The following is a 19,326-nucleotide window of genomic DNA, read 5'->3' as shown; positions in this document are numbered from 1 at the left end:
TGAAAGGTAGAAAGGTAACGGATCTATAAAACATTACCCGGAGTATACCCAGCCCTGCCAAGCGACTCATTGTTACTTTCGCTCAAACCAGGACTGCTTTAAGGTGAGATTGCGTCATTGCAGTCATTATTCATTATGACCGCACAGTGGCCCACGGCATGGGAGGGAAAGCCTTGCCAGATACCGCCAAACAGGACGATACCTCCTGGCTCGCCGCCACGTACCGGCGAACCCGACAATTCAGCGAGCAATTATGTGCCCCCCTGCTCGCCGAAGACATGGGCCTGCAAGCCTGCCCGGAGACCAGCCCGCCACGCTGGCATCTCGCACATACCACCTGGTTCTTTGAAACTTTTCTGCTCAAACCGCACCTGCCAGGTTATCGGCCACACAACCCCGCGTTCGAATACCTCTTTAACAGTTATTACAACGGCATCGGTGAACAGTACCCTCGCCCCCAGCGACACCTGCTATCGCGGCCCACCAACGACGAGGTAATGGCCTGGCGCCATCTGGTAGACGCGGCCATAGACACGTTGCTAACGCAGACCGATAACCTCAATGGACTAATGCAGCTAGGCATCAACCACGAACAACAACACCAGGAACTGCTGCTCACAGATCTGAAATACAGCCTCTCTTTCAACCCACTATCACCGCGTATCAGCCGCCCCATCAACACCACGAATCAGGCCAACGAAAGCACGCCAGCGCTAACGTTTCAGTGCTTCGAAGGAGGACTGGTGGACATTGGCGCCCATAGCGGCTTCGCGTTCGATAATGAAACTCCCCGGCACAAGGCTTGGCTAGAACCATTTCAATTAGCCAATCGGCCCGTTACCCAGGGAGAATTTCGCACCTTTATTCAGGATGGTGGCTATCGCAATTCAGACCTGTGGCTCTCCGATGGCTGGAGCTGGGTGCAACAGAAAGGTATTGAACGCCCGCTGTACTGGAACGCAGCGTTGAGCCACCACTTCACTCTGGCCGGTGAACAACCGCTTGCTGATAACCAGATTCTTGCCCATGTGAATTACTACGAGGCCGACGCCTACGCCCGCTGGGCAGGCAAGCGGCTGCCCACAGAGCAGGAATGGGAGCATGCTGCCCGCGCCCAAGCGATCGCCGGCAACTTTGCCGACGAGGGCCTGTTCCAGCCCGGTACGGTCCGTAACTCAGCCCTTTCTCACTTATTTGGCGACGTTTGGGAATGGACCGCCAGCGCCTACCTGCCCTATCCGGGCTTTCAAGCCGAAAGCGGGGCCGTGGGCGAATACAACGGCAAGTTTATGTGTAATCAAATGGTACTGCGCGGCGGTTCCTGCGCCAGCAGCGCCAGCCACCTGCGCGCCAGCTACCGCAATTTTTTCTACCCCCATTTGCGCTGGCAATTCAGTGGGATTCGACTCGCCAGCAACCCGAGGACGAAGCATGCCTGAACAACATACTGCATTTTCTATCGAGGCGATGATGAAGCATCAACAGACCCCGTTGAACCAACAACAGCTTCGTCCCAATTTGACCTTTTATGATTTGTACCCCCCCACCAAAGACATGCTTGCCGAAGTCAGCCAGTCCTTGTCGGGCGCTAACCCTTCCCTGCACCCCAAGTATTTTTACGATGAAACCGGGTCGGCCCTGTTTGACCGCATCACGCGTAGCCCCGAGTACTACCCCACCCGCACGGAAACCGGATTGCTTACCGACTACGCCGAAGAAATCCACGCGCGCCTTGGGCAGCCACAAATCATCGCCGAACCCGGTGCCGGCAGTTGTGAAAAAGTGCGCCTGCTGCTGGATGCTTGGCAACCCCGTCACTACATGCCGGTGGAAATTTCCCGCGAATGCCTGCTTGATGCCTCACGACAACTGGCCGGAGACTTCCCCAATGTACACATCAGCGCCGTATGCGCTGACTACTGTCAAACCATAGCCATGCCCGACGCGTTGAAACAATCGGGCCAGGTGGTGTTTTTCCCCGGTTCCACCATTGGCAATTTCGAGCCCTCCGCCCGAGCCGATTTCCTTAAGGGGCTGCATAATCTGGCCGGAGCCGGTGGTGCGCTGCTGATTGGTGCGGATTTACAGAAAGCGAATACACAGCTGAATGCTGCTTATAATGATGCCGAAGGCCTCACAGCGGCGTTCAATCTGAACGCACTGCATCACCTGAACCGCAAATTGGACTGCCAGTTCGACACGGCCAACATGCGCCATGTCGCCTTCTATAATAGCGACCATCAGCGCATCGAAATGCACTTAGAGTGCCTGTGCGACCAGCACATCCAACTCGGCGAACGCAGCCTCATTCTGAATAGCGGCACGCGCATCCATACCGAGAATTCCTACAAATTCACAGAACAAAGCTTCAGTGCTGAGTTGATCGCTGCCGGCTTTAAGCCATTAAACTGCTGGACCGACCCACAAAACCTGTTCAGTCTGCACCTTGCTCAGGCCTGAACGTAAAAGCTGTAGCCCCCCACCAAGGCTAATAGTGTGAACCCGATCCAGTATCGTTATACTGGACCGCGTTTTTCTGTGCGTGTATTCCAACGATAATATAAGAGGGGCTGCGGCGATAACCGTGGCATAGGGAAATCGGATGCTTGAACTGATCAGCGCTGCGCGCCGCCGTAAACGGCCGCCTACGCACCAGCTTTTTGATGTGGTCACCATGGAGTTCCGGGTTGGCCTGCTGGATATCGACCTGAACATGCATCTGAACAATGCAAAATACCTGAAGTTCATGGATCGCAGCCGGCTGGAACACGCCGTGGTTACTGGGCTACTCAATCGTATGTTTGAAGCTCGCTGCAACGGCGTGGTGGCCAATACCGAAATTGCTTACATCCGCGAACTACGCCCTTATCAGCACTTCCAGCTTCACACCCAAGTTCTTGGCTGGGACGAAAAATACCTTTACTACGATCAACGTTTCGAGTCCCAGCGCAAACTGCACACCCATGCCCTGCTGCGTGTGGCCAACGTTTATGGTGGCAAATCCGTCAGCCCTCAGACCGTACAAGAAATGACCGGAATGAATCTGACCTCGCCGCCCTTGCCTGAATATGTAGAGCAATGGAAACTATTGCTGCAGACCAAGCGACGGTTGACGGAAAATGGCTAGAAGCCCCGCTGTAAGCTATAAGCAACAACACGGGGCAGACATATTACCCAGCGAATAGTCAGACAGTGAATGTAGGCCATGGCGTTACGCCATGCTCAGCCAAGCGCTCAAATTACCAGCAACCGACCGGCACGCCTCTCCCAGAACCAGGGTTTTCTGTTAGCATTCCTTCATGGCAGCAAATCGAATCCACACCCCCTGCATAGGCGTCTGTTCCACCGTTTTCGGTGATACGGTTTGCCGTGGCTGTCGTCGTTTCAGCCACGAGGTAGTGCATTGGAATGGCTACACCAACGAACAAAAAAGCATTGTTTGGCGACGGCTGGATGTGTTGCTGTGCCAAGTCGTGGACAACTATTTTTTAGTAACAGATGCGAAGCGTCTAGCCGCCGAGCTGGATTTCCAAAATCTACGCTACCAAACCCAACTGTCCCCTCAGGGCTGGGTGCCGGAGTTACTCAAAGCTGCCGGCTCCAAACTTATTTCCTACGAGCACTTTGGCTTGCGCGCCCTTCCCCCCACCGACACGATGACCCCGCGACAGCTGTACGATCAGATCAGCGCAGAATGTCATGCCCTATCTCAGGCCCATTACGACCGCGCCTATGCCCGCCCAGTAACCCTGGTCGCCGAACTCACAGAGCAAGCCGCTCGGGAGAAAGGGCTGATCTAACTGCAGGCATGTACTTCAACTACCAAGAAAACAATCCCCTGTGCCAACCTGAACTCCCCCGTCACAACTAAAGAAAACATTTATCGATACACTTTAACCGTATCAACCTTTTGTGGGGGCACGCTGGAATACGACATCTGTTGAAAATTTTAGGCACAACCAACCTGCAGGCAGACAGCGCTGTGAACGTGATAATTGGTTGGCCCCCAATGCGTAAGATTTGACCGCGTTCGGCCCCTTAATGGTGGAGTCGGCGTTGCACTTACACGCGCCCAACACAGCAGGCGAGGTAACGATAGGATTACAGGGAATTCGCCGCGTCAGTCAGTGTTGAGCGGATATCTTTTAACGCTGTGCGTGCCTCAATGCCTTCCGAATGGGCAAAGACCCCCAATATCAAAGCCCCCGACACCAGCAAGGCCAAAGCCAATAACAGCACTTTTTCTTTTTCCAATACTCGCGGTTTTGGTGAGTCAGATTCGTCCCCGTGAGAATTGTGGTTGAGTTTTTCATCGCGGCTGTCGTGCATCATGCCTCCATCAGGATCTCCTATGGTTGTACCCATCCAACCAGACAAGCACAAGGCAAGAACTGACCGCTTATCTGACAGCGGCTCAAACCCCGTAGGCACAAAGAAATCATAGATGACAAGACGCCCGCCAATCCCCCATAACGCAAAAGGCCGCAACAGCAAGCTGTTGCGGCCTTTCTTTGTGATGGTGCGCCAGGAAGGACTTGAACCTTCACACCTCTCGGCACCAGAACCTAAATCTGGCGTGTCTACCAATTCCACCACTGGCGCAATGGGCGGCTATTCTAGCAGGCTCGCTGACAATTACCAGCCCTCTTGCAACCTATTAAACTGCTGCGCGGGATACGGCAATGCGCCAGCAGACCCTTGTCGATTTTTCTCACTCAATTTTGCTGCCTGCCCAGGGGAAAATCGCTTGTTTGTGCTGTCTTCTAAAAGACAAGCTGAGAGCAGCTTGACGCTGAGTGAGCACAAGCCCCCCTTACACCGGCACCGTCCCATCCAGGCCTCTACCTGAAAAACGGTTGGCAGTGGCATCTTACAAAACGACTAACAAGTTTGCCGGCCTAGAGAAATAAACAGAGCTATATTCTGACCATGGCAGAACATTTTTTGGGCTAGGGTTCTTTAAATTTAAATCTGTCACTCAGACTGCCCACCCCTCGGAGAAACAGTCCATGCCAGGTTAAACGATCAACGACCTTCCAATGAATCCAGCCGGCTGTTGACCTGCAATCGATAGGCATCAAATGCCGCAATTGCAGCTTCCAAATCATCGACAGAGGCATCCAGCGCCGAAATCTTGCCCTGGGCCTTTTCCACCTTGGCCAACCCGTTTTTCAGGTTAATTTGCTCTCGCTCCAGTTGCTTGATGCTGTCAACCAACACTTCCATTCGAGTCTGCATTTGTCCGATCTGACTCTGCCATTGATCGCTGCTTTTGTTGACTGCTGCCACGGCACTTTCCATCTGTTTTTTAAGCGCAGCCGCATCAACGCTAATGCTTTTTAATTTTCCATCCACTCCAGCCTGGCCTTTCTTCACCTCTTTCACCGACAAAGACAATGCGTTCAATGCTTTTTGCTGCTTGGCAATCGTGGTTTTATTAAGTGTGTTGCTCACGTCCCACAGCTTGCGGATTTCATTCTCATTGGCTGCTAGCTTTTTGCCATAGGACTGCACCGTCTCCAGCAATTTACCGGACGACTGATTAAGCGTTTCGTCCGTAGCCGATAAGCGGGACTGGAGATTGCCCATCTTCTCACTGGACTCCGTCAACCGGCTATCCAACTGCGCTTGTAAACCCGCCACTTGCTTACTGAACCAAACACCAAGCACCGCAATCAGCACCATCAGTACTAGACAAGCAGCCATCCAGCCGCCATTGCCACCACCTGAAGGGGTCGGCTTTTGCGGCTTAGGGGCCGTTTTTTTTCTTCCCGGTGGCGTTTTTTTGTCCCTTCCACCCGGAGAAGCCGAAAGGGAGGGGGTTGTCCCTGGTGCATCAACCGTCACACCATCCAGGTCACCAAGATTCACTTCACGATCTCGTGTCATTCCACAATCCTAATCAGAGCCTCGACTAAATATTCCAAGTCTCATACAAAAAGACCATTTACGGCCTCTATTTTTCGTTTACTCGATACGCTTCAAGCGAACATCCACTCTTACTCTGCCACTTTTCGAACAATGGCGGCTTGGTGGCGAAATAAGCCCTCACTCTCAGCCCGTATTTGCCTTTTCATTTTGACTAACGGCAGAAGAGTCTCCTAAGGACGAACGGAACCGATGACCCAAACCACGAGAACCACTACCTTTTCATCATTAGCGTTGGTGATTTTATGGAGACGCAAAAACAGCGCTATCATGCGACTTCACGCTCCCCATTGCCAATGACAGGCTTTGCAAACGGTGTCCGCGCCCATTCATCTGCAAGGACCTCTATAGCCTATTATTTTAGGTTTTCACCTAATTAAGACCAATGCTCATTGTTTGCAGTACTTGCCTATCACAGGCTGATTCGGTAGCCATAGCCGGCATTGTTCACAGCCTGCGAGCAACATTATCAATCCAATAAAACGCACACAACTCCCGTTTTGTCATCGTTATCATGAGGCCGACGATCACTTAGCGACAATCATCCCGAGCGGGTAGGACACCACCAAACCTACCCTTAAATGGCCACCTATACAGACACAAAAAAGGCCGCAAAAGCGGCCTTTTTTGTAATTCAAATGGTACCTTTGACAGCACCATCAGGCTTACCCTATCGGGTTTAAGCAGCAAAGTTGCTAGCGGCGAAATCCCAGTTAATCAGGTTCCAGATGGACTCCAGATACTTAGGACGGGCATTGCGGTAGTCCACGTAATACGCGTGTTCCCAAACATCTACGGTGAACAGCGGGGTTTGGCCCTTGCCGTGGGCAATGGGAGTGTCCGCGTCGTCAGTGTTAACGATTTCCAAGCTGCCATCACTGTTTTTTACCAGCCATGTCCAGCCGGAACCGAAATTGCCCGTCGCTTTAGCATTAAATTGGTCTTTGAACTCGTCGAAAGAGCCAAATGCCTTGTCGATGGCTGCGCCCAGATCACCACTAGGAGCGCCGCCGCCATTGGGGCTCAGGCTGTTCCAGTAAAACGTGTGGTTCCACACCTGCGCTGCCTGGTTGAACAGACCGCCTTCGGCGCTCTTGATGATTTCTTCCAGGGATTTGCCTTCATTGTCTGTGCCGGCAACCATGTCGTTCAGCTTGGTCACGTAAGCGTTGTGGTGCTTGCCATGGTGGTACTCAAGCGTCTCGGCAGAAATATGCGGTTCCAGTGCATTTTTCTCGAACGGAAGCGGCGGTAATTCAAAAGCCATAATTTGTCCCCTGACATCATGTTGTCCCATTGCTCACAGCTGCTTGCTCACAACAACGGGCAGAAATTCCCCGCAGACAACCTGCCGGTCGTCTACGGCCAAACGATAATAACAAGCTACCGGTCGTGTTCTCTACTCTGGCATGGCTTTGCCTTTCGTCATCATAGACAGAGCCTATCATTTGCCAGCAACCTGTGACCGGCGGGTCTTTGTCAAATGGGGCGCAATGCCCTTGTTTCAAGTACAATGCGCCCCAATTTTTACGTTCCGGGACGTTTCTTTTGCGTTCTGTTAACGCCTTCAACTGTTTGGCAGGAGAAAAACATGTCTGATGATGCCGTAGTGATTGTAAACGGTGCCCGTACCGCCATGGGCGGTTTCCAGGGTGCCTTGTCCGCTGTCAGCGCCCCGGAACTGGGCGCCGCGTCTATCCGCGAAGCCGTAGCCCGTGCGGGTCTGAAACCTGAAGACGTGCAGGAAGTCATCATGGGCTGTGTGCTCCCCGCTGGCCTGAAACAAGGCCCAGCCCGCCAGGCCATGCGCCTGGCCGGCTTGCCAGACAGCATCGGTGCCACCACCATCAACAAGCTGTGTGGCTCCGGCATGAAAGCCACCATGTTCGCCTACGACTCCATCAAGGCTGGCACCAACGAAATCGTGGTGTCCGGCGGCATGGAGTCCATGACTAACGCCCCTTACCTGCTGGAGAACGCGCGCGGCGGCATGCGCATGGGCCATGGTCAAGTTATGGACCACATGTTCCTGGATGGCCTTGAAGATGCAGAAACTGGCCGTCTGATGGGCTCCTTTGCCCAGGAAGTGGCCGACAAGCGCAGTATCACCCGCGAAGACATGGACAACTACGCCATCGAATCCTTAAACCGGGCCAATGCCGCAGTCGACAATGGTTGGTTCAAGGATGAAATCGTGCCGGTGACCGTGAAGACCCGCAAGGGTGAAACAGTGGTCGATACCGACGAACAGCCGGCTAACGCCCGGATCGACAAGATCCCTAGCCTGCGTCCAGCCTTCGCCAAAGACGGCACCGTCACCGCCGCCAATGCCAGCTCCATCTCTGATGGCGGTTCGGCTTTGGTACTGGCCAGCGAATCCGTTGCCAACGAGCGTGGCCTGCAGCCACTGGCGCGCATCCTCGCCCATGCCACCAACAGCAAGCATCCTAGCGAATTCACCATTGCCCCGATTGGTGCCACCGAAGCGGTAATGAAGAAAGTGGGCTGGAGTGTGGACGATGTGGACCTTTTCGAAATCAACGAGGCCTTCGCCATGGTAGCGATGTTGCCAATGATGGATCTTGGCATTCCCCACGAAAAGATGAACATTCACGGCGGCGCCTGTGCCCTGGGCCACCCGGTGGGTTCCACCGGTTCACGCATCATTCTCACCTTGATCCACGCGCTCAAGCGCACCGGCGGCAAACGCGGTGTGGCCAGCCTGTGCATTGGCGGCGGTGAAGCCACCGCAGTGGCCATTGAGCTGGTGTAAGGTGTAAGTACGCCAGACGCAAACGGGGCCTTCAGGCCCCGTTTTTTTATGTATATAAAAATAACCCGGCGTACCGCAGGAGCAATGCCCCATAGCGAAAAGCGGGGCCGGCGTCACCGGCAATCGCGCCCGAGCCACCGCTCCCAACAACGATTACTGCCGAGCCTCATCCCGAAACATCCCCTTTCACTTTCAAACTCTGTTGCACTTTCCTGACCGAATTCGCTCTGCCACGTATACGCAAACCCGGATTTCCACTGTACTCTGACTCACTAGTCATCATGTTAGAAGCAGAGCCCCGGGAGCACCATGTCAGCATTACCCGTTATCACCGCCATGGGCGGCATTAATGCGGCAGGCCGCAGCGCCCAGCATTTCGCCTTTCAAAGGCTTATTTTCGACGCGCTGAATCCCTCTCAGCAGCAGGACACGCTGAATTCGCTGAACCAGCTTACCGGCGCAGACCAGGATAGCGTGCTGGCGCGCACCCTGATCCGAGCGCTCCCCGATAGCCACCAACTCCACGGCGCGCTCGCGGGCACCAGCGATTCCCCTATCACCCTGGAAATGCGCAACATGGATCTGCCTGATAGCCTGGCGCCGGGCTGGCAGGTCCATGCTATAGACAAGCGCCGCAGCCACGTCACCTTACCTGCCGGGCTAGGGCTGCACGTGCCCCTCGATACCCCCCGCCGGGTCAGTGCCGCTGGCCAGTTGCCGGACGGTTTCGACCCCGGCGCCCTGTACGCGTCGCGCAGCCACCCCCGCGCGTTGCAAATGGCCATTTTCGGGATCAGCGATGCATTAGGCGATTTGGGCCTCGATTGGGCAACCGTAGCCGCCCATGTACGCCCCGATCAGGTGGCCGTGTACGCCAGCAATGCCATGTCGCAGATGGATGACAATGGCCTCGGCGGGGTAATGCGTTTTCCTCCCAACGGCCAACGCATCACCTCCAAACAAGTGCCATTGGGGCTGGGGGAAATGACCGCCGATTTCCTCAATGCCTATGTGTTGCATTCCGTGGGCACCACCGGTGGCATGCTGGGCGCCTGTGCTACCTTCCTCTACAACTTGGAAAAGGGCGTCCACGCCATTCGCAATGGTCGAGTGCGGGTCGCCATTATCGGCACTAGCGAAGCACCGCTGGTACCGGAAATCATGGAAGGCTACCGCGCCATGGGCGCCTTAGCGGAAGACCAGGCACTGGCCGCCTTGGACGGCGCGTCCACGGCGGACTTGACCCGGGCCTGCCGGCCGTTCTCCGGGAATTGTGGCTTCACCATGGCCGAGTCCGCTCAATTCACCGTGCTGATGGATGATGCCCTGGCACTGGAGCTCGGCGTCGACATCTTGGGCGCTGTACCCGATGTATTCATTCACGCCGACGGCGCCAAGAAATCCATTTCCGCTCCCGGCGTGGGCAACTACCTAACCGTGGGCAAAGCCGCAGCCCTCACCCGCCAACTCATCGGCGAGCAGGGGCTACGTGAACACAGTTTCGTACACGCTCACGGCACCGGCACGCCACAGAATCGGGTAACTGAATCGGTCATCCTGGACCGAGTAGCGGAGGCCTTCGGTATCCGACAGTGGCCAGTGACCGCCATCAAAGCGTTTGTTGGCCATTCTCTGGGCAGCTCCGGTGGTGATCAGTTGGCCGCGGCCCTGGGCAGCTTTGCCCATAACCAGATCCCCGGCATCCGTAGCATCGACCATATCGCCGATGACGTGCACCGCCAGCACCTAGATTTCGCCATGGATCATGTCCAGCACGACAACCTGCAGGCCAGCCTGATCAACGCCAAAGGGTTTGGCGGCAACAACGCCACCGCCGTGGCTCTGGCGCCGTCAGTAACCCGGGAGATGCTGCAACAGCGCCATGGAGCCCAAGCCATGGCCCGCTGGGAGAGCCGCCGGGAAAACGTGCTGGAAGCGAAAAGCCGCTTCCGTAACCACTGCCTCAACGAGACGCCGCGGCCAATTTATCGATTCAACGATGGCGTGCTCGGCGACGAGGCAGTGACACTGAGCCGGGAAGCCGTACAGCTCAACGGCGGCACGATCATGGAGTTTGATGACGATAGTAATCTCGCTGATTACCAACTCAATCGATAATTGTGCCTTTATGCGGCAAGCGATGCCTCACATCGCTTGCCGTCAACGCGAGGATAACCCCTTAACGAACCGGCACCTCAAAAGCCGCACAGGCCCAGCGCTGCCAACACGGGTGGTGCGATGCGGTAGCGCCATGCTCAGCCCAATGGCAGCCTTCTTTACAGAATAAGGCACGGTATAACATGAGAGATGGACCGCAAGGGACCCTGGAGGGTTTTTCAACTTTGGACCTACGGCGTTTAGCTTGGTTACCTGATAAGGTTGCCTCACTGCATGCTATGGACCAATCATGACCCGCTTGAAACTCGCCCTGTTGATTCTCCTCGCCCTGATTGCCAGCACCGCCTTGTGGCACCGTTATAAACCCATGCCCGCAGGGTTGTCGCTCAAGGGCGACCTGCATGCGGTACACGGGTTGAAACTGCTGGTGGACGATACCTGGGAAAGCGATGAAGGTGAGGGCAGCCAACGGCTTAGCCGCCAGCATATTTTTGACGAATTCTTCCGGCTGATTGGGCAGGCGGAAAAAATGATCGTAGTCGACATGTTCCTGTTCAATGATTTTCAGGGCGCCGGCAGCGAAAGTTACCGCGCGCTGTCCGGGGAGCTAATCGATGCCCTGCTAATCCAGCGCGACAAGCACCCAGATATGCCCATCGTGGTCATTACCGATCCCATCAACACGCTTTACGGTGGGCTGCACAACAAGCCTTTGGCACGCCTGAAAAACGCCAACATCACCGTCATTACCACCCCGCTCCCCACCCTACGCGATTCCAACCCCAGCTGGTCCGGACTGTGGCGAGTATGCTGCCAGTGGCTGAGCAACAACGCCAACAAGGGCTGGCTGCCCAACCCCATGGGGCCCGGCAAGGTAACGCTACGCAGCTACCTAACGCTGCTTAACTTCAAGGCCAACCACCGTAAAACCCTGCTGGTGGATGAAGGCGCACACTGGACCGCACTGGTAACCTCCGCCAATGCCCACGATGGCAGCAGCGCCCACAGCAATATCGGGCTACGATTTCAGGGCAATGCCGTTAACGACCTACTCGCCAGTGAACTGGCCGTGGCAAAATTGGCCCACACCGCTTTGCCAACGTTACCCACTTTACCCACACAACCAGCCAATCCTGCGGCCGATACACATTTGCAAATGCTTACCGAAGGGGCCATTCGCGACGCCCTGCTCACCACCCTTGAGCACAGTCAAACGGAAGATCAGGTCGATATTTCCGTGTTCTACCTATCCCATCGCCCACTGGTGAACGCGCTGCTAGCCGCACACCACCGAGGCGTACAGCTCCGCGTACTGCTCGACCCTAACAAGGATGCGTTTGGGCGAGAGAAGAACGGCATCCCCAACCGTCAGGTGGCCCATGAATTACACAAAGCCGGGATACCGGTGCGCTGGTGTAATACTCAAGGGGAACAATGCCACACCAAGATGCTACTACGGCGCAACACCAACAGCGCTGAGCTCATTCTTGGCTCCGCTAACTACACTCGCCGCAATTTGGATAATCTGAATCTGGAAAGCAACGTTCGTCTCACCGCCGCACCGGATCAGGCCATCATGCAACAGGCCGCTGACACCTTCGAACGGCGCTGGGAAAATCGCTTCCATGAAAAACACAGCACGGACTATGAGGTGTATGCGGACGATTCGCAGTGGAAGTACTGGCTGTATCGGGGAATGGAATTTACCGGGTGGAGCAGTTTTTAATGCAAAGCCCGCGCTGTAAGCGCGTCGCTGGCGCGATCAAGCAGCAAGATCAAGGGCACTTCACCACAGAGCATATGGAGCGCACAGAGCACGCGTGGATGGTTTTTCTTTTCCCGGTGATTTCTGTCTCTTCTGTTGTAGGCTTGCTTTAACCGTTTGGCTATCGCGCCACCAGCGACGCGCCGACAACTCAGTTATCCGTTACCCTAGCGTCTTTCACCGGCCGGTTACGGTGCCAATCCAGCCCACTGACCACACCATTAATCAGCCAGGCCGCCGCAGCCAAACCGCCGGCCATGGGCCAGCCCCAGCTTTGCGGCAGCAATTCTGTACCGGGAACAAACCACAGGAACAGCACAGTCTCTAGCACCGCCAACAAGAGCGGCGCCGCCAGTCGAGCGGGGTAATGCAGCGCCACACCCAACCACCGCAACATCGCCGCGCCCATGGTTAGGCCCAACCAAATAATAATTACGCCACCGATACCCACCGCCATTGCCTTCTCCCTACCTGTTCAGTGCTGGCCGCCATAGAGTGACTCACGGCCATGGCGCACGGCCATGCCTTCGCGCACTTTTTTCGGCAAGCCGCCGACCACCAGCGCAAAAGAGTGATCGATCATGCGCTGGATTTCTCCTTCAGGAATAGAGCCATCCAGCTTGATGGTGTTCCAGTGTTTCTTGTTCATATGGTAGCCAGGCAGTACCGCAGCAAAAATATCTCGAAGTGCCAGCGCTTGGTCCGGATCGCACTTCAGGTTCATGCGCCCTTCACCGCTCTCCTCACCCAGCGTGGCAAACATTTTGCCGCGCACTTTCATCACCGCCACATCCGGGCCGAAAGGAAAGTCTTCCAATGCTTCAGGCTTACCCAAGAGATAATCTCGTACCACATCAACATCCATGTCGATCACCCGATTTTATCCAGACGCGCCGTCAATAAGGTTACGGCAACAATTGCCCTCAGATTTCCCGGGTTTCGCGGAAGCGGATATCCGGATGACGTTCCTGTGCCAGTTGCAGATTAACCCGCGTCGGCGCCAGGTATGTCAGATGCCCGGCGCCATCCCGGGACAGATTGTCATGGGCCTTGCGTTCAAAGGCAGCCAACTCTTTATCGCTATCGGCCTCAACCCACCGGGCTGTCGCTACACTGACCGGTTCATAACGGCAATCGACGCCATATTCCCCTTTCAAGCGCGCGGCGACCACATCGAACTGCAACGAGCCCACAGCACCAAGAATCACATCGTTATTACGCAGCGGGAAAAATACCTGGGTCGCGCCTTCTTCAGCCAGCTGAGTCAGGCCCTTGTGTAGCTGCTTGCTCTTGAGCGGATCATTGAGCACCACCCGCTGGAACAATTCCGGCGCGAAGTGCGGAATGCCGGTGAAGGCAAGCTCTTCGCCTTCGGTGAACGTGTCACCGATTTGGATGGTGCCATGGTTGTGCAAACCGATAATGTCACCGGAAAAGGCTTCTTCCACATTATCGCGCTCACCGGCCAGAAAAGTCAGGGCATCGGCAATACGCACATCTTTACCGGTACGCACCTGCTTGAGCTTGATACCTTTTCGATAGGTGCCCGAGCAAATACGCATGAAGGCAATGCGGTCTCGGTGACGAGGGTCCATATTGGCCTGGATCTTGAACACGAAACCGGTCATTTTGGGCTCATCGGCCTCTACCGTGCGAGCGGTAGCATCACGGGGCTGCGGCGGCGGCGCCCACTGCACCAGGCCATCGAGCATATGATCCACGCCGAAATTACCCAGAGCCGTACCGAAGAAAACCGGGGTCAACTTACCGGCCAGAAAACGCTCTAGGTCGAATTCATGGCTGGCGCCCTGCACCAGCTCCAGGGTGTCGCGCAGTTCTTCAGCGTAGTCGGTGCCCACCGCCTCATCCAACTCCGGATTGTTGAGGCCCTTAACCTCGCGCACATCCTGCACAGTATGGCCCTGACCAGTCTTGTAGAGCACGGTAGTGTCGGTGAGCAGGTTGTAAACACCCTTGAAGCTCTTGCCCATGCCGATGGGCCAGGTAATCGGGGCGCACTCAATATTGAGTACGTCCTCGATTTCGTCCAGCACGTCGATGCCATCGCGCACATCCCGATCCAACTTGTTAATAAAGGTGAGAATCGGGGTATCGCGCAGGCGACACACTTCCATCAGTTTTACGGTTCGCTGCTCCACACCCTTAGCAGCGTCAATAACCATTAATGCCGAATCCACGGCAGTGAGGGTGCGATAGGTATCTTCAGAGAAATCCGCGTGGCCTGGGGTATCCAGCAAATTGACGGTGGCACCCTTGTAAGGGAACTGCATCACCGAGGTAGTCACGGAAATGCCCCGCTCCTTCTCCATCTCCATCCAGTCGGAGGTGGCGTGCTTACCAGACTTCTTGCCTTTCACGGTGCCTGCACTTTGGATCAGGTTTCCGTACAACAGCAATTTTTCGGTAATGGTGGTTTTACCGGCGTCCGGGTGCGAGATGATCGCGAAGGTGCGGCGCGTGGCCACCTGGTCTTGCAGGCTCATGGGGCTCAATCTCTGACTGGATATTTCGAGGGCGCGAGTATAACAGCCTTCGCGGCCTGATTTCCCGTCAGACCAACCCAGACCCTTTCAGTTGGCGCTGGCGCATCAGCAGGTACAAAGCAAAGCCTAGCGCCACACCCGGCACCACGCCCAGCACAAGTGCCAACCAGCCCCCGCGCACATGGTAACGCTGGCGCTCATAAAGCACCCATATTGCCAAAATCACCCAGCACAGAATCACATCTGTGGAATAGCCAGCAGCATAAGGATTGACGAAGCCGCCCGCAGCGGCAGCCAAAATATCCGGGTTAGCCATCAGCGGCGGGATAACCAGCACCGCAAAGGCACCACAGAAGATCAACGCCACCATGATCAGCAAGCGGCGAAACAGGCTTTCGGACATGGGTAACTCTCCTTGGTAAGTACTCCTGTTACCTCTATCGTTGTCATTGATTGACTCGCTGTCCAGTTTTTATGTAGTTGCGCCTGTGTCATTGGGTAAGCAGGTAAGCTGATGTAGAGTAACCTCCTTCCCTCCTCCAATCAGGAGTTTGTCATGTCTGCCACTGCTCATTATCTTCGTTTTATAACAGTCCTTCTTGCTGTTGCCCTGCTAAGCGCATGCAGCCGAGCTCCGGGGGCCGGTGATGCCCAAAAAGCCCTTGAAGCGGAGATGCGCAACGCCCATTTGGACGGTCTGCTGGCGATTACCAACGTGGAAAAACTTAATGGCTATGAAGATGGTGAAGGCGTATACACCATAGAAGTCAGTTACAGCCTCGAAGCGGAGGAAGATCTGAGCACTTACACCAGCCAGGTTAAAGGCAACGAAGAACTCTCCGGCCTGGATCGGTTCGCCATGATCATGGCCCTGAGCGCACTGCGTGTAGAGCACGGCAACTTCAAAAAAGGCGATACTTTCCAGCGCCAACGGGTGATCCAGTTTCGGGATACAGAAAAGGGCTGGATGCCGTTGGAATAAAAAACCGCAACACGCTTCATGCTGCAACACTGGCAGGGTAAATGACGTCGCATAACGACCACCCTGCCCGGTAGATTCCGTTAAAAGTGAACAGCGGAACAGAAAAGTGGGGGGCAATACGGCAATACCCCGCCCGCCATTCCTCCTGCACATTATCTTAGCGACGACGCCTCGCTTCGCGGGGCTCGCTCCCTCGATTGGATTTATTCGCTTGGCTCACCCTTCGAGCCGCACTATGTGCTTTAAGTCCGCTCCCGTTGATTCCTGCAAGGCTTTATAGAAAGACCGATGCGGTAGCTCGCAACAATTATTTATGCCCCGAAGCCAGCAGGCACTGCATCAACACCGCGTCTTCGTGACCATCGTGATCCTCACCCCGGCGGTAATAATTTTTGCGGATTCCAGATACCGTGAAACCCAGAGACTCGTACAGTGCCCGGGCGCTTTTGTTGCTTTCTCGCACTTCCAGGTAGATCACACTCATGGCGTCTTGCTGTGCAACCTGAATGGCTTGTTCCAGCAATCCTCGGGCCAGCCCCTGGCGCTGCCGGGCGGGCGCCACAGCGATGTTCAGCACATGGGTTTCATCAAGAACCCGCGACAAAATCAGAAATGCTACCGGCTGCCCTGCCGCCTCCACCACCTGACACAGATAATGATCATTACCGAGGCAATCGAGAAAGTGGTTACGGGTCCAAGGGGTCAACTGAGCGGCGTGTTCAATTTCCAGCACCGCCGGCAAATCCGATTCCTGCATGGCCCGAATCGGGCCGACAACATCAAACGCCATCGTAACCATGAGCCTGCATGGCTTGCCAGCTGGCTTTCTTGTGTTGGGCCGGATCAGCGAGCATTTCCGCCAGGCTGCTAATCACCAGCGCCGGTAGCTGGCCCAGTTCAAAAGGCTGATAGCGAGGTTGTTTAAACAAGGCTTCGGCCACCGCTTCCGGCAAGCACAACAACACCCGCTCTCCACCGCTCTGCTCACTAAGCCCAGCCACAAAAGCGGATAGCGCCTGAGCGGCTTCATCAGCCGGCATGGGCTGCTCGGTCAGCGGGCAAAAGAAACGACGCGGACGCTGTGGGCGCCCCTGGAACAAGGCCAACAAACTCGCCATCAGTGGCGCTTCGAACCGCCCCAGCCCTGGAGCCTGACTGTCTTCCTGGGCACATAGCAACCAGGTAGTGCCCCCCAGGTGCGCTTCCAGAGTGAACCTCAGGCCTGTGATTTTCTCTTTAGGCGGCGACGGAGCCGCAGTTGTTACCTGCTCCTCTTTTAAAGGAGCAGCAGGCTTGAAGGAGGAAGCCTTCGCCAACGCATCGGCAGCGAAGCCTGTGGGTGCTTGCTTCTCATCAGCAGGAGCCGAATGGGAAACTAACGCAGAATGCTGTAGGGGCGCCTCTCCCTGCGCCACGGTCGTTACGGACACATCAACGGCAGGACCCGCCGGGGCCGCTGCACTATTCTGCTCTTCCTCCGGCCAATCCAACGCCTGCGATGGCGCTGCACCGGGCAAAGGCACACGGGCCACCCAAGGCGTCAACCCCATGGCCTTCAAATAACTCTGCCGCTGCGCTTCGTTCATGAAGTGCCTCCGGTACCGCCAGACGCCGGACGCACCACCCACCACGCAAGAAGAGCACCGCCGGCTCCCTTACCGTCAGGCCTCAGACATCCGACACCAAGCATCCCCTTCATACTCCCTCTAGCGCCTGGGGATGCGCCTTTTCTACGCCGGCGGCGAAGTGATTAAGGGCATTCAGGTAGGCTTTGGCTGACGCAGTAATAATATCAACATCGGCACCATGACCGTTGACGATACGACCGCCTTTCTCTAACCGCACAGTTACCTCGCCCTGGCTATCAGTACCGGCGGTAATCGCGTTCACCGAATACAACTGCAAGGTGCTGTGGCTGTCTGCCAGCTGCTCAATGGCCTTGAAGGCAGCATCGACGGGACCGGCACCAGTGGCCGTGGCGTCCTGCTCAACACCGTCAATAGCCATCACAATGCGAGCCTGCGGTGTTTCACCCGTGCGCGCCGTCGCCTCCAGCAACACCAGCTTGAAACGTTCCTGCTCCACCGCTCGCTTGGTATCGCTGACCAATGCCTGAAGATCCTCATCAAACACTTCGTGCTTCTTGTCCGCCAGATCCTTGAAGCGCAAGAAGGCTTCGTTCATGGCCGCCTCAGACGCAAACACAATCCCCAGTTCATCCAGCCGAGCACGGAAAGCAGCACGGCCGGAATGCTTGCCCAGCACCATGCGGTTAGTGTGCCAGCCCACATCCTCGGCCGACATGATTTCGTAGGTTTCGCGGTGTTTGAGCACCCCGTCCTGATGAATGCCCGACTCGTGGGCAAAAGCATTGGCGCCAACGATGGCCTTGTTCGGTTGCACCGGGAAGCCGGTAATCTGCGACACCATTTTCGAGGTGGGCACGATCTCGCGAGCATTAATGCCGGTATCCACATTGAACAGGTCCTGACGGGTTTGCACCGCCATAACAATCTCTTCCAGAGAAGCATTGCCGGCCCGCTCACCTAGGCCATTGATGGTGCATTCCACCTGCCGCGCACCCGCCTGAACCGCTGCCAGAGAGTTGGCGACCGCCAACCCTAAATCGTTATGGCAATGCACGGAAAACACCGCCTTATCCGCATTGGGGATGCGCGTGAGCAACTGGCTAATGGTATCGCCAAATTGCTCGGGAATGGCATAACCCACGGTATCGGGGATGTTGATGGTACGCGCACCCGCATCAATCACCGCTTCGATGATGCGGCACAGGAAATCGATTTCGGAGCGGCCCGCATCTTCACAGGAAAACTCCACATCACCCATATGATTGCGGGCATGCTTCACCGCGGCCACCGCATGTTCGACCACCTGATCCGGCTCCAAACGCAGCTTATGCTGCATATGGATCGGGCTGGTGGCGATAAACGTATGGATACGCCCGGATTCAGCTCCGACCAGTGCTTCCGCCGCGCGGTCGATATCCGCCGCCTTGGCCCGCGCCAGCGAGCAAATGGTAGATTCGCGCACGGTGTCTGCAATGGCTTTCACCGAGCGGAAATCCCCTTGGCTGGCGATGGCGAAGCCGGCTTCGATGACGTCTACCCGCATGCGTTCCAGCGCCCGGGCGATGCGCAGTTTTTCATCCTGGTCCATGGTGGCACCGGGGCTCTGCTCACCGTCACGCAGGGTGGTATCAAAAATAATCAGGCGATCTTTGCTCATTGGATCTCTC

Annotated in this window: 18 protein-coding genes and 1 tRNA gene; 8 read left to right on the top strand and 11 right to left on the bottom strand. The window is 55.8% G+C overall.

Features of this window, described 5'->3' with window-relative positions:
* Positions 1-158 precede the first annotated feature (158 nt).
* The 4 genes from egtB to ABO_RS03370 all read left to right on the top strand — a co-directional run bounded on the left by egtB (position 159) and on the right by ABO_RS03370 (position 3,800).
* On the top strand, positions 159-1,439 hold the full coding sequence (gene egtB / locus ABO_RS03385) for an ergothioneine biosynthesis protein EgtB (RefSeq protein ID WP_041705241.1): 1,281 nt from the start codon (positions 159-161) through the stop codon (positions 1,437-1,439).
* Positions 1,432-2,460, top strand: a complete 1,029-nt coding sequence (gene egtD / locus ABO_RS03380) for an L-histidine N(alpha)-methyltransferase (protein WP_231860940.1) — start codon at positions 1,432-1,434, stop codon at positions 2,458-2,460. Before egtB ends, egtD begins: the two co-directional genes overlap by 8 nt.
* 142 nt (positions 2,461-2,602) lie before the next feature.
* A complete protein-coding gene (locus ABO_RS03375; RefSeq protein WP_011587938.1) occupies positions 2,603-3,127 on the top strand; it encodes an acyl-CoA thioesterase in 525 nt (174 codons plus the stop codon).
* Between the two features lie 172 nt (positions 3,128-3,299).
* On the top strand, positions 3,300-3,800 hold the full coding sequence (locus tag ABO_RS03370; RefSeq protein ID WP_011587937.1) for a DUF1289 domain-containing protein: 501 nt from the start codon (positions 3,300-3,302) through the stop codon (positions 3,798-3,800).
* 301 nt (positions 3,801-4,101) lie between these two features.
* Here ABO_RS03370 and ABO_RS03365 read toward each other — a convergent pair whose 3' ends face one another.
* The 4 genes from ABO_RS03365 to ABO_RS03350 form a co-directional block, all read right to left on the bottom strand.
* Entirely contained in the window at positions 4,102-4,332 is a 231-nt protein-coding gene (locus ABO_RS03365) for a hypothetical protein (protein ID WP_082808112.1), read from the bottom strand.
* A gap of 185 nt (positions 4,333-4,517) precedes the next feature.
* Positions 4,518-4,602, bottom strand: a tRNA-Leu gene (locus tag ABO_RS03360).
* A gap of 423 nt (positions 4,603-5,025) precedes the next feature.
* Entirely contained in the window at positions 5,026-5,889 is an 864-nt protein-coding gene (locus tag ABO_RS03355) for a hypothetical protein (RefSeq protein WP_011587935.1), read from the bottom strand.
* A gap of 718 nt (positions 5,890-6,607) precedes the next feature.
* Entirely contained in the window at positions 6,608-7,195 is a 588-nt protein-coding gene (locus tag ABO_RS03350; protein WP_011587934.1) for a superoxide dismutase, read from the bottom strand.
* A gap of 324 nt (positions 7,196-7,519) precedes the next feature.
* On the opposite strand from ABO_RS03350, the gene ABO_RS03345 reads away from it, so the two are divergent.
* From ABO_RS03345 to ABO_RS03335, 3 genes are all read left to right on the top strand, one after another.
* The gene (locus ABO_RS03345; RefSeq protein ID WP_035460699.1) at positions 7,520-8,701 is read left to right on the top strand and encodes an acetyl-CoA C-acyltransferase; all 1,182 of its coding nucleotides are present in this window, start codon (positions 7,520-7,522) and stop codon (positions 8,699-8,701) included.
* Between the two features lie 309 nt (positions 8,702-9,010).
* Positions 9,011-10,819 carry a beta-ketoacyl synthase gene (locus ABO_RS03340; RefSeq protein ID WP_011587932.1) on the top strand — a complete coding sequence of 603 codons (1,809 nt, stop codon included), beginning with the start codon at positions 9,011-9,013 and terminating at the stop codon, positions 10,817-10,819.
* Between the two features lie 289 nt (positions 10,820-11,108).
* Positions 11,109-12,545: a phospholipase D family protein gene (locus ABO_RS03335; protein ID WP_011587931.1), complete on the top strand. Its 1,437-nt coding sequence runs from the start codon at positions 11,109-11,111 to the stop codon at positions 12,543-12,545.
* A gap of 190 nt (positions 12,546-12,735) precedes the next feature.
* Here ABO_RS03335 and ABO_RS03330 read toward each other — a convergent pair whose 3' ends face one another.
* The 4 genes from ABO_RS03330 to ABO_RS03315 form a co-directional block, all read right to left on the bottom strand.
* On the bottom strand, positions 12,736-13,041 hold the full coding sequence (locus tag ABO_RS03330) for a hypothetical protein (RefSeq protein WP_011587930.1): 306 nt from the start codon (positions 13,039-13,041) through the stop codon (positions 12,736-12,738).
* A gap of 18 nt (positions 13,042-13,059) precedes the next feature.
* Positions 13,060-13,449 carry an MmcQ/YjbR family DNA-binding protein gene (locus tag ABO_RS03325; protein WP_041705238.1) on the bottom strand — a complete coding sequence of 130 codons (390 nt, stop codon included), beginning with the start codon at positions 13,447-13,449 and terminating at the stop codon, positions 13,060-13,062.
* Positions 13,450-13,507: 58 nt separating this feature from the next.
* The gene (prfC, locus tag ABO_RS03320) at positions 13,508-15,088 is read right to left on the bottom strand and encodes a peptide chain release factor 3 (RefSeq protein ID WP_035460691.1); all 1,581 of its coding nucleotides are present in this window, start codon (positions 15,086-15,088) and stop codon (positions 13,508-13,510) included.
* Between the two features lie 67 nt (positions 15,089-15,155).
* Positions 15,156-15,491, bottom strand: a complete 336-nt coding sequence (locus ABO_RS03315; RefSeq protein ID WP_011587927.1) for a DUF2834 domain-containing protein — start codon at positions 15,489-15,491, stop codon at positions 15,156-15,158.
* A gap of 153 nt (positions 15,492-15,644) precedes the next feature.
* Between ABO_RS03315 and ABO_RS03310 the strand changes: the two genes are divergently transcribed.
* On the top strand, positions 15,645-16,070 hold the full coding sequence (locus ABO_RS03310) for a hypothetical protein (RefSeq protein WP_011587926.1): 426 nt from the start codon (positions 15,645-15,647) through the stop codon (positions 16,068-16,070).
* Between the two features lie 307 nt (positions 16,071-16,377).
* Here ABO_RS03310 and rimI read toward each other — a convergent pair whose 3' ends face one another.
* The 3 genes from rimI to ABO_RS03295 all read right to left on the bottom strand — a co-directional run bounded on the left by rimI (position 16,378) and on the right by ABO_RS03295 (position 19,316).
* Positions 16,378-16,860: a ribosomal protein S18-alanine N-acetyltransferase gene (gene rimI / locus ABO_RS03305; RefSeq protein WP_035460689.1), complete on the bottom strand. Its 483-nt coding sequence runs from the start codon at positions 16,858-16,860 to the stop codon at positions 16,378-16,380.
* Positions 16,850-17,656, bottom strand: coding sequence for a hypothetical protein (locus ABO_RS03300; RefSeq protein ID WP_011587924.1), 807 nt, complete (start codon positions 17,654-17,656; stop codon positions 16,850-16,852). Before ABO_RS03300 ends, rimI begins: the two co-directional genes overlap by 11 nt.
* A gap of 109 nt (positions 17,657-17,765) precedes the next feature.
* Positions 17,766-19,316, bottom strand: a complete 1,551-nt coding sequence (locus ABO_RS03295; protein ID WP_011587923.1) for a 2-isopropylmalate synthase — start codon at positions 19,314-19,316, stop codon at positions 17,766-17,768.
* Positions 19,317-19,326 lie beyond the last annotated feature (10 nt).

This window comes from Alcanivorax borkumensis SK2, assembly GCF_000009365.1.
In the GTDB taxonomy this organism is placed as follows: domain Bacteria; phylum Pseudomonadota; class Gammaproteobacteria; order Pseudomonadales; family Alcanivoracaceae; genus Alcanivorax; species Alcanivorax borkumensis.
Note: the sequence above shows the minus strand (reverse complement) of the source record. Positions and strands in the feature narration are given on the sequence as shown.

Coding starts and splice junctions, on each gene's coding strand:
- egtB (WP_041705241.1), top strand. CDS start 159: ATGGGAGGGAAAGCCTTGCCAGATACCGCCAAACAGGACGATACCTCC.
- egtD (WP_231860940.1), top strand. CDS start 1,432: ATGCCTGAACAACATACTGCATTTTCTATCGAGGCGATGATGAAGCAT.
- ABO_RS03375 (WP_011587938.1), top strand. CDS start 2,603: ATGCTTGAACTGATCAGCGCTGCGCGCCGCCGTAAACGGCCGCCTACG.
- ABO_RS03370 (WP_011587937.1), top strand. CDS start 3,300: ATGGCAGCAAATCGAATCCACACCCCCTGCATAGGCGTCTGTTCCACC.
- ABO_RS03365 (WP_082808112.1), bottom strand. CDS start 4,332: ATGATGCACGACAGCCGCGATGAAAAACTCAACCACAATTCTCACGGG.
- ABO_RS03355 (WP_011587935.1), bottom strand. CDS start 5,889: ATGACACGAGATCGTGAAGTGAATCTTGGTGACCTGGATGGTGTGACG.
- ABO_RS03350 (WP_011587934.1), bottom strand. CDS start 7,195: ATGGCTTTTGAATTACCGCCGCTTCCGTTCGAGAAAAATGCACTGGAA.
- ABO_RS03345 (WP_035460699.1), top strand. CDS start 7,520: ATGTCTGATGATGCCGTAGTGATTGTAAACGGTGCCCGTACCGCCATG.
- ABO_RS03340 (WP_011587932.1), top strand. CDS start 9,011: ATGTCAGCATTACCCGTTATCACCGCCATGGGCGGCATTAATGCGGCA.
- ABO_RS03335 (WP_011587931.1), top strand. CDS start 11,109: ATGACCCGCTTGAAACTCGCCCTGTTGATTCTCCTCGCCCTGATTGCC.
- ABO_RS03330 (WP_011587930.1), bottom strand. CDS start 13,041: ATGGCGGTGGGTATCGGTGGCGTAATTATTATTTGGTTGGGCCTAACC.
- ABO_RS03325 (WP_041705238.1), bottom strand. CDS start 13,449: ATGGATGTTGATGTGGTACGAGATTATCTCTTGGGTAAGCCTGAAGCA.
- prfC (WP_035460691.1), bottom strand. CDS start 15,088: ATGAGCCTGCAAGACCAGGTGGCCACGCGCCGCACCTTCGCGATCATC.
- ABO_RS03315 (WP_011587927.1), bottom strand. CDS start 15,491: ATGTCCGAAAGCCTGTTTCGCCGCTTGCTGATCATGGTGGCGTTGATC.
- ABO_RS03310 (WP_011587926.1), top strand. CDS start 15,645: ATGTCTGCCACTGCTCATTATCTTCGTTTTATAACAGTCCTTCTTGCT.
- rimI (WP_035460689.1), bottom strand. CDS start 16,860: ATGGCGTTTGATGTTGTCGGCCCGATTCGGGCCATGCAGGAATCGGAT.
- ABO_RS03300 (WP_011587924.1), bottom strand. CDS start 17,656: ATGAACGAAGCGCAGCGGCAGAGTTATTTGAAGGCCATGGGGTTGACG.
- ABO_RS03295 (WP_011587923.1), bottom strand. CDS start 19,316: ATGAGCAAAGATCGCCTGATTATTTTTGATACCACCCTGCGTGACGGT.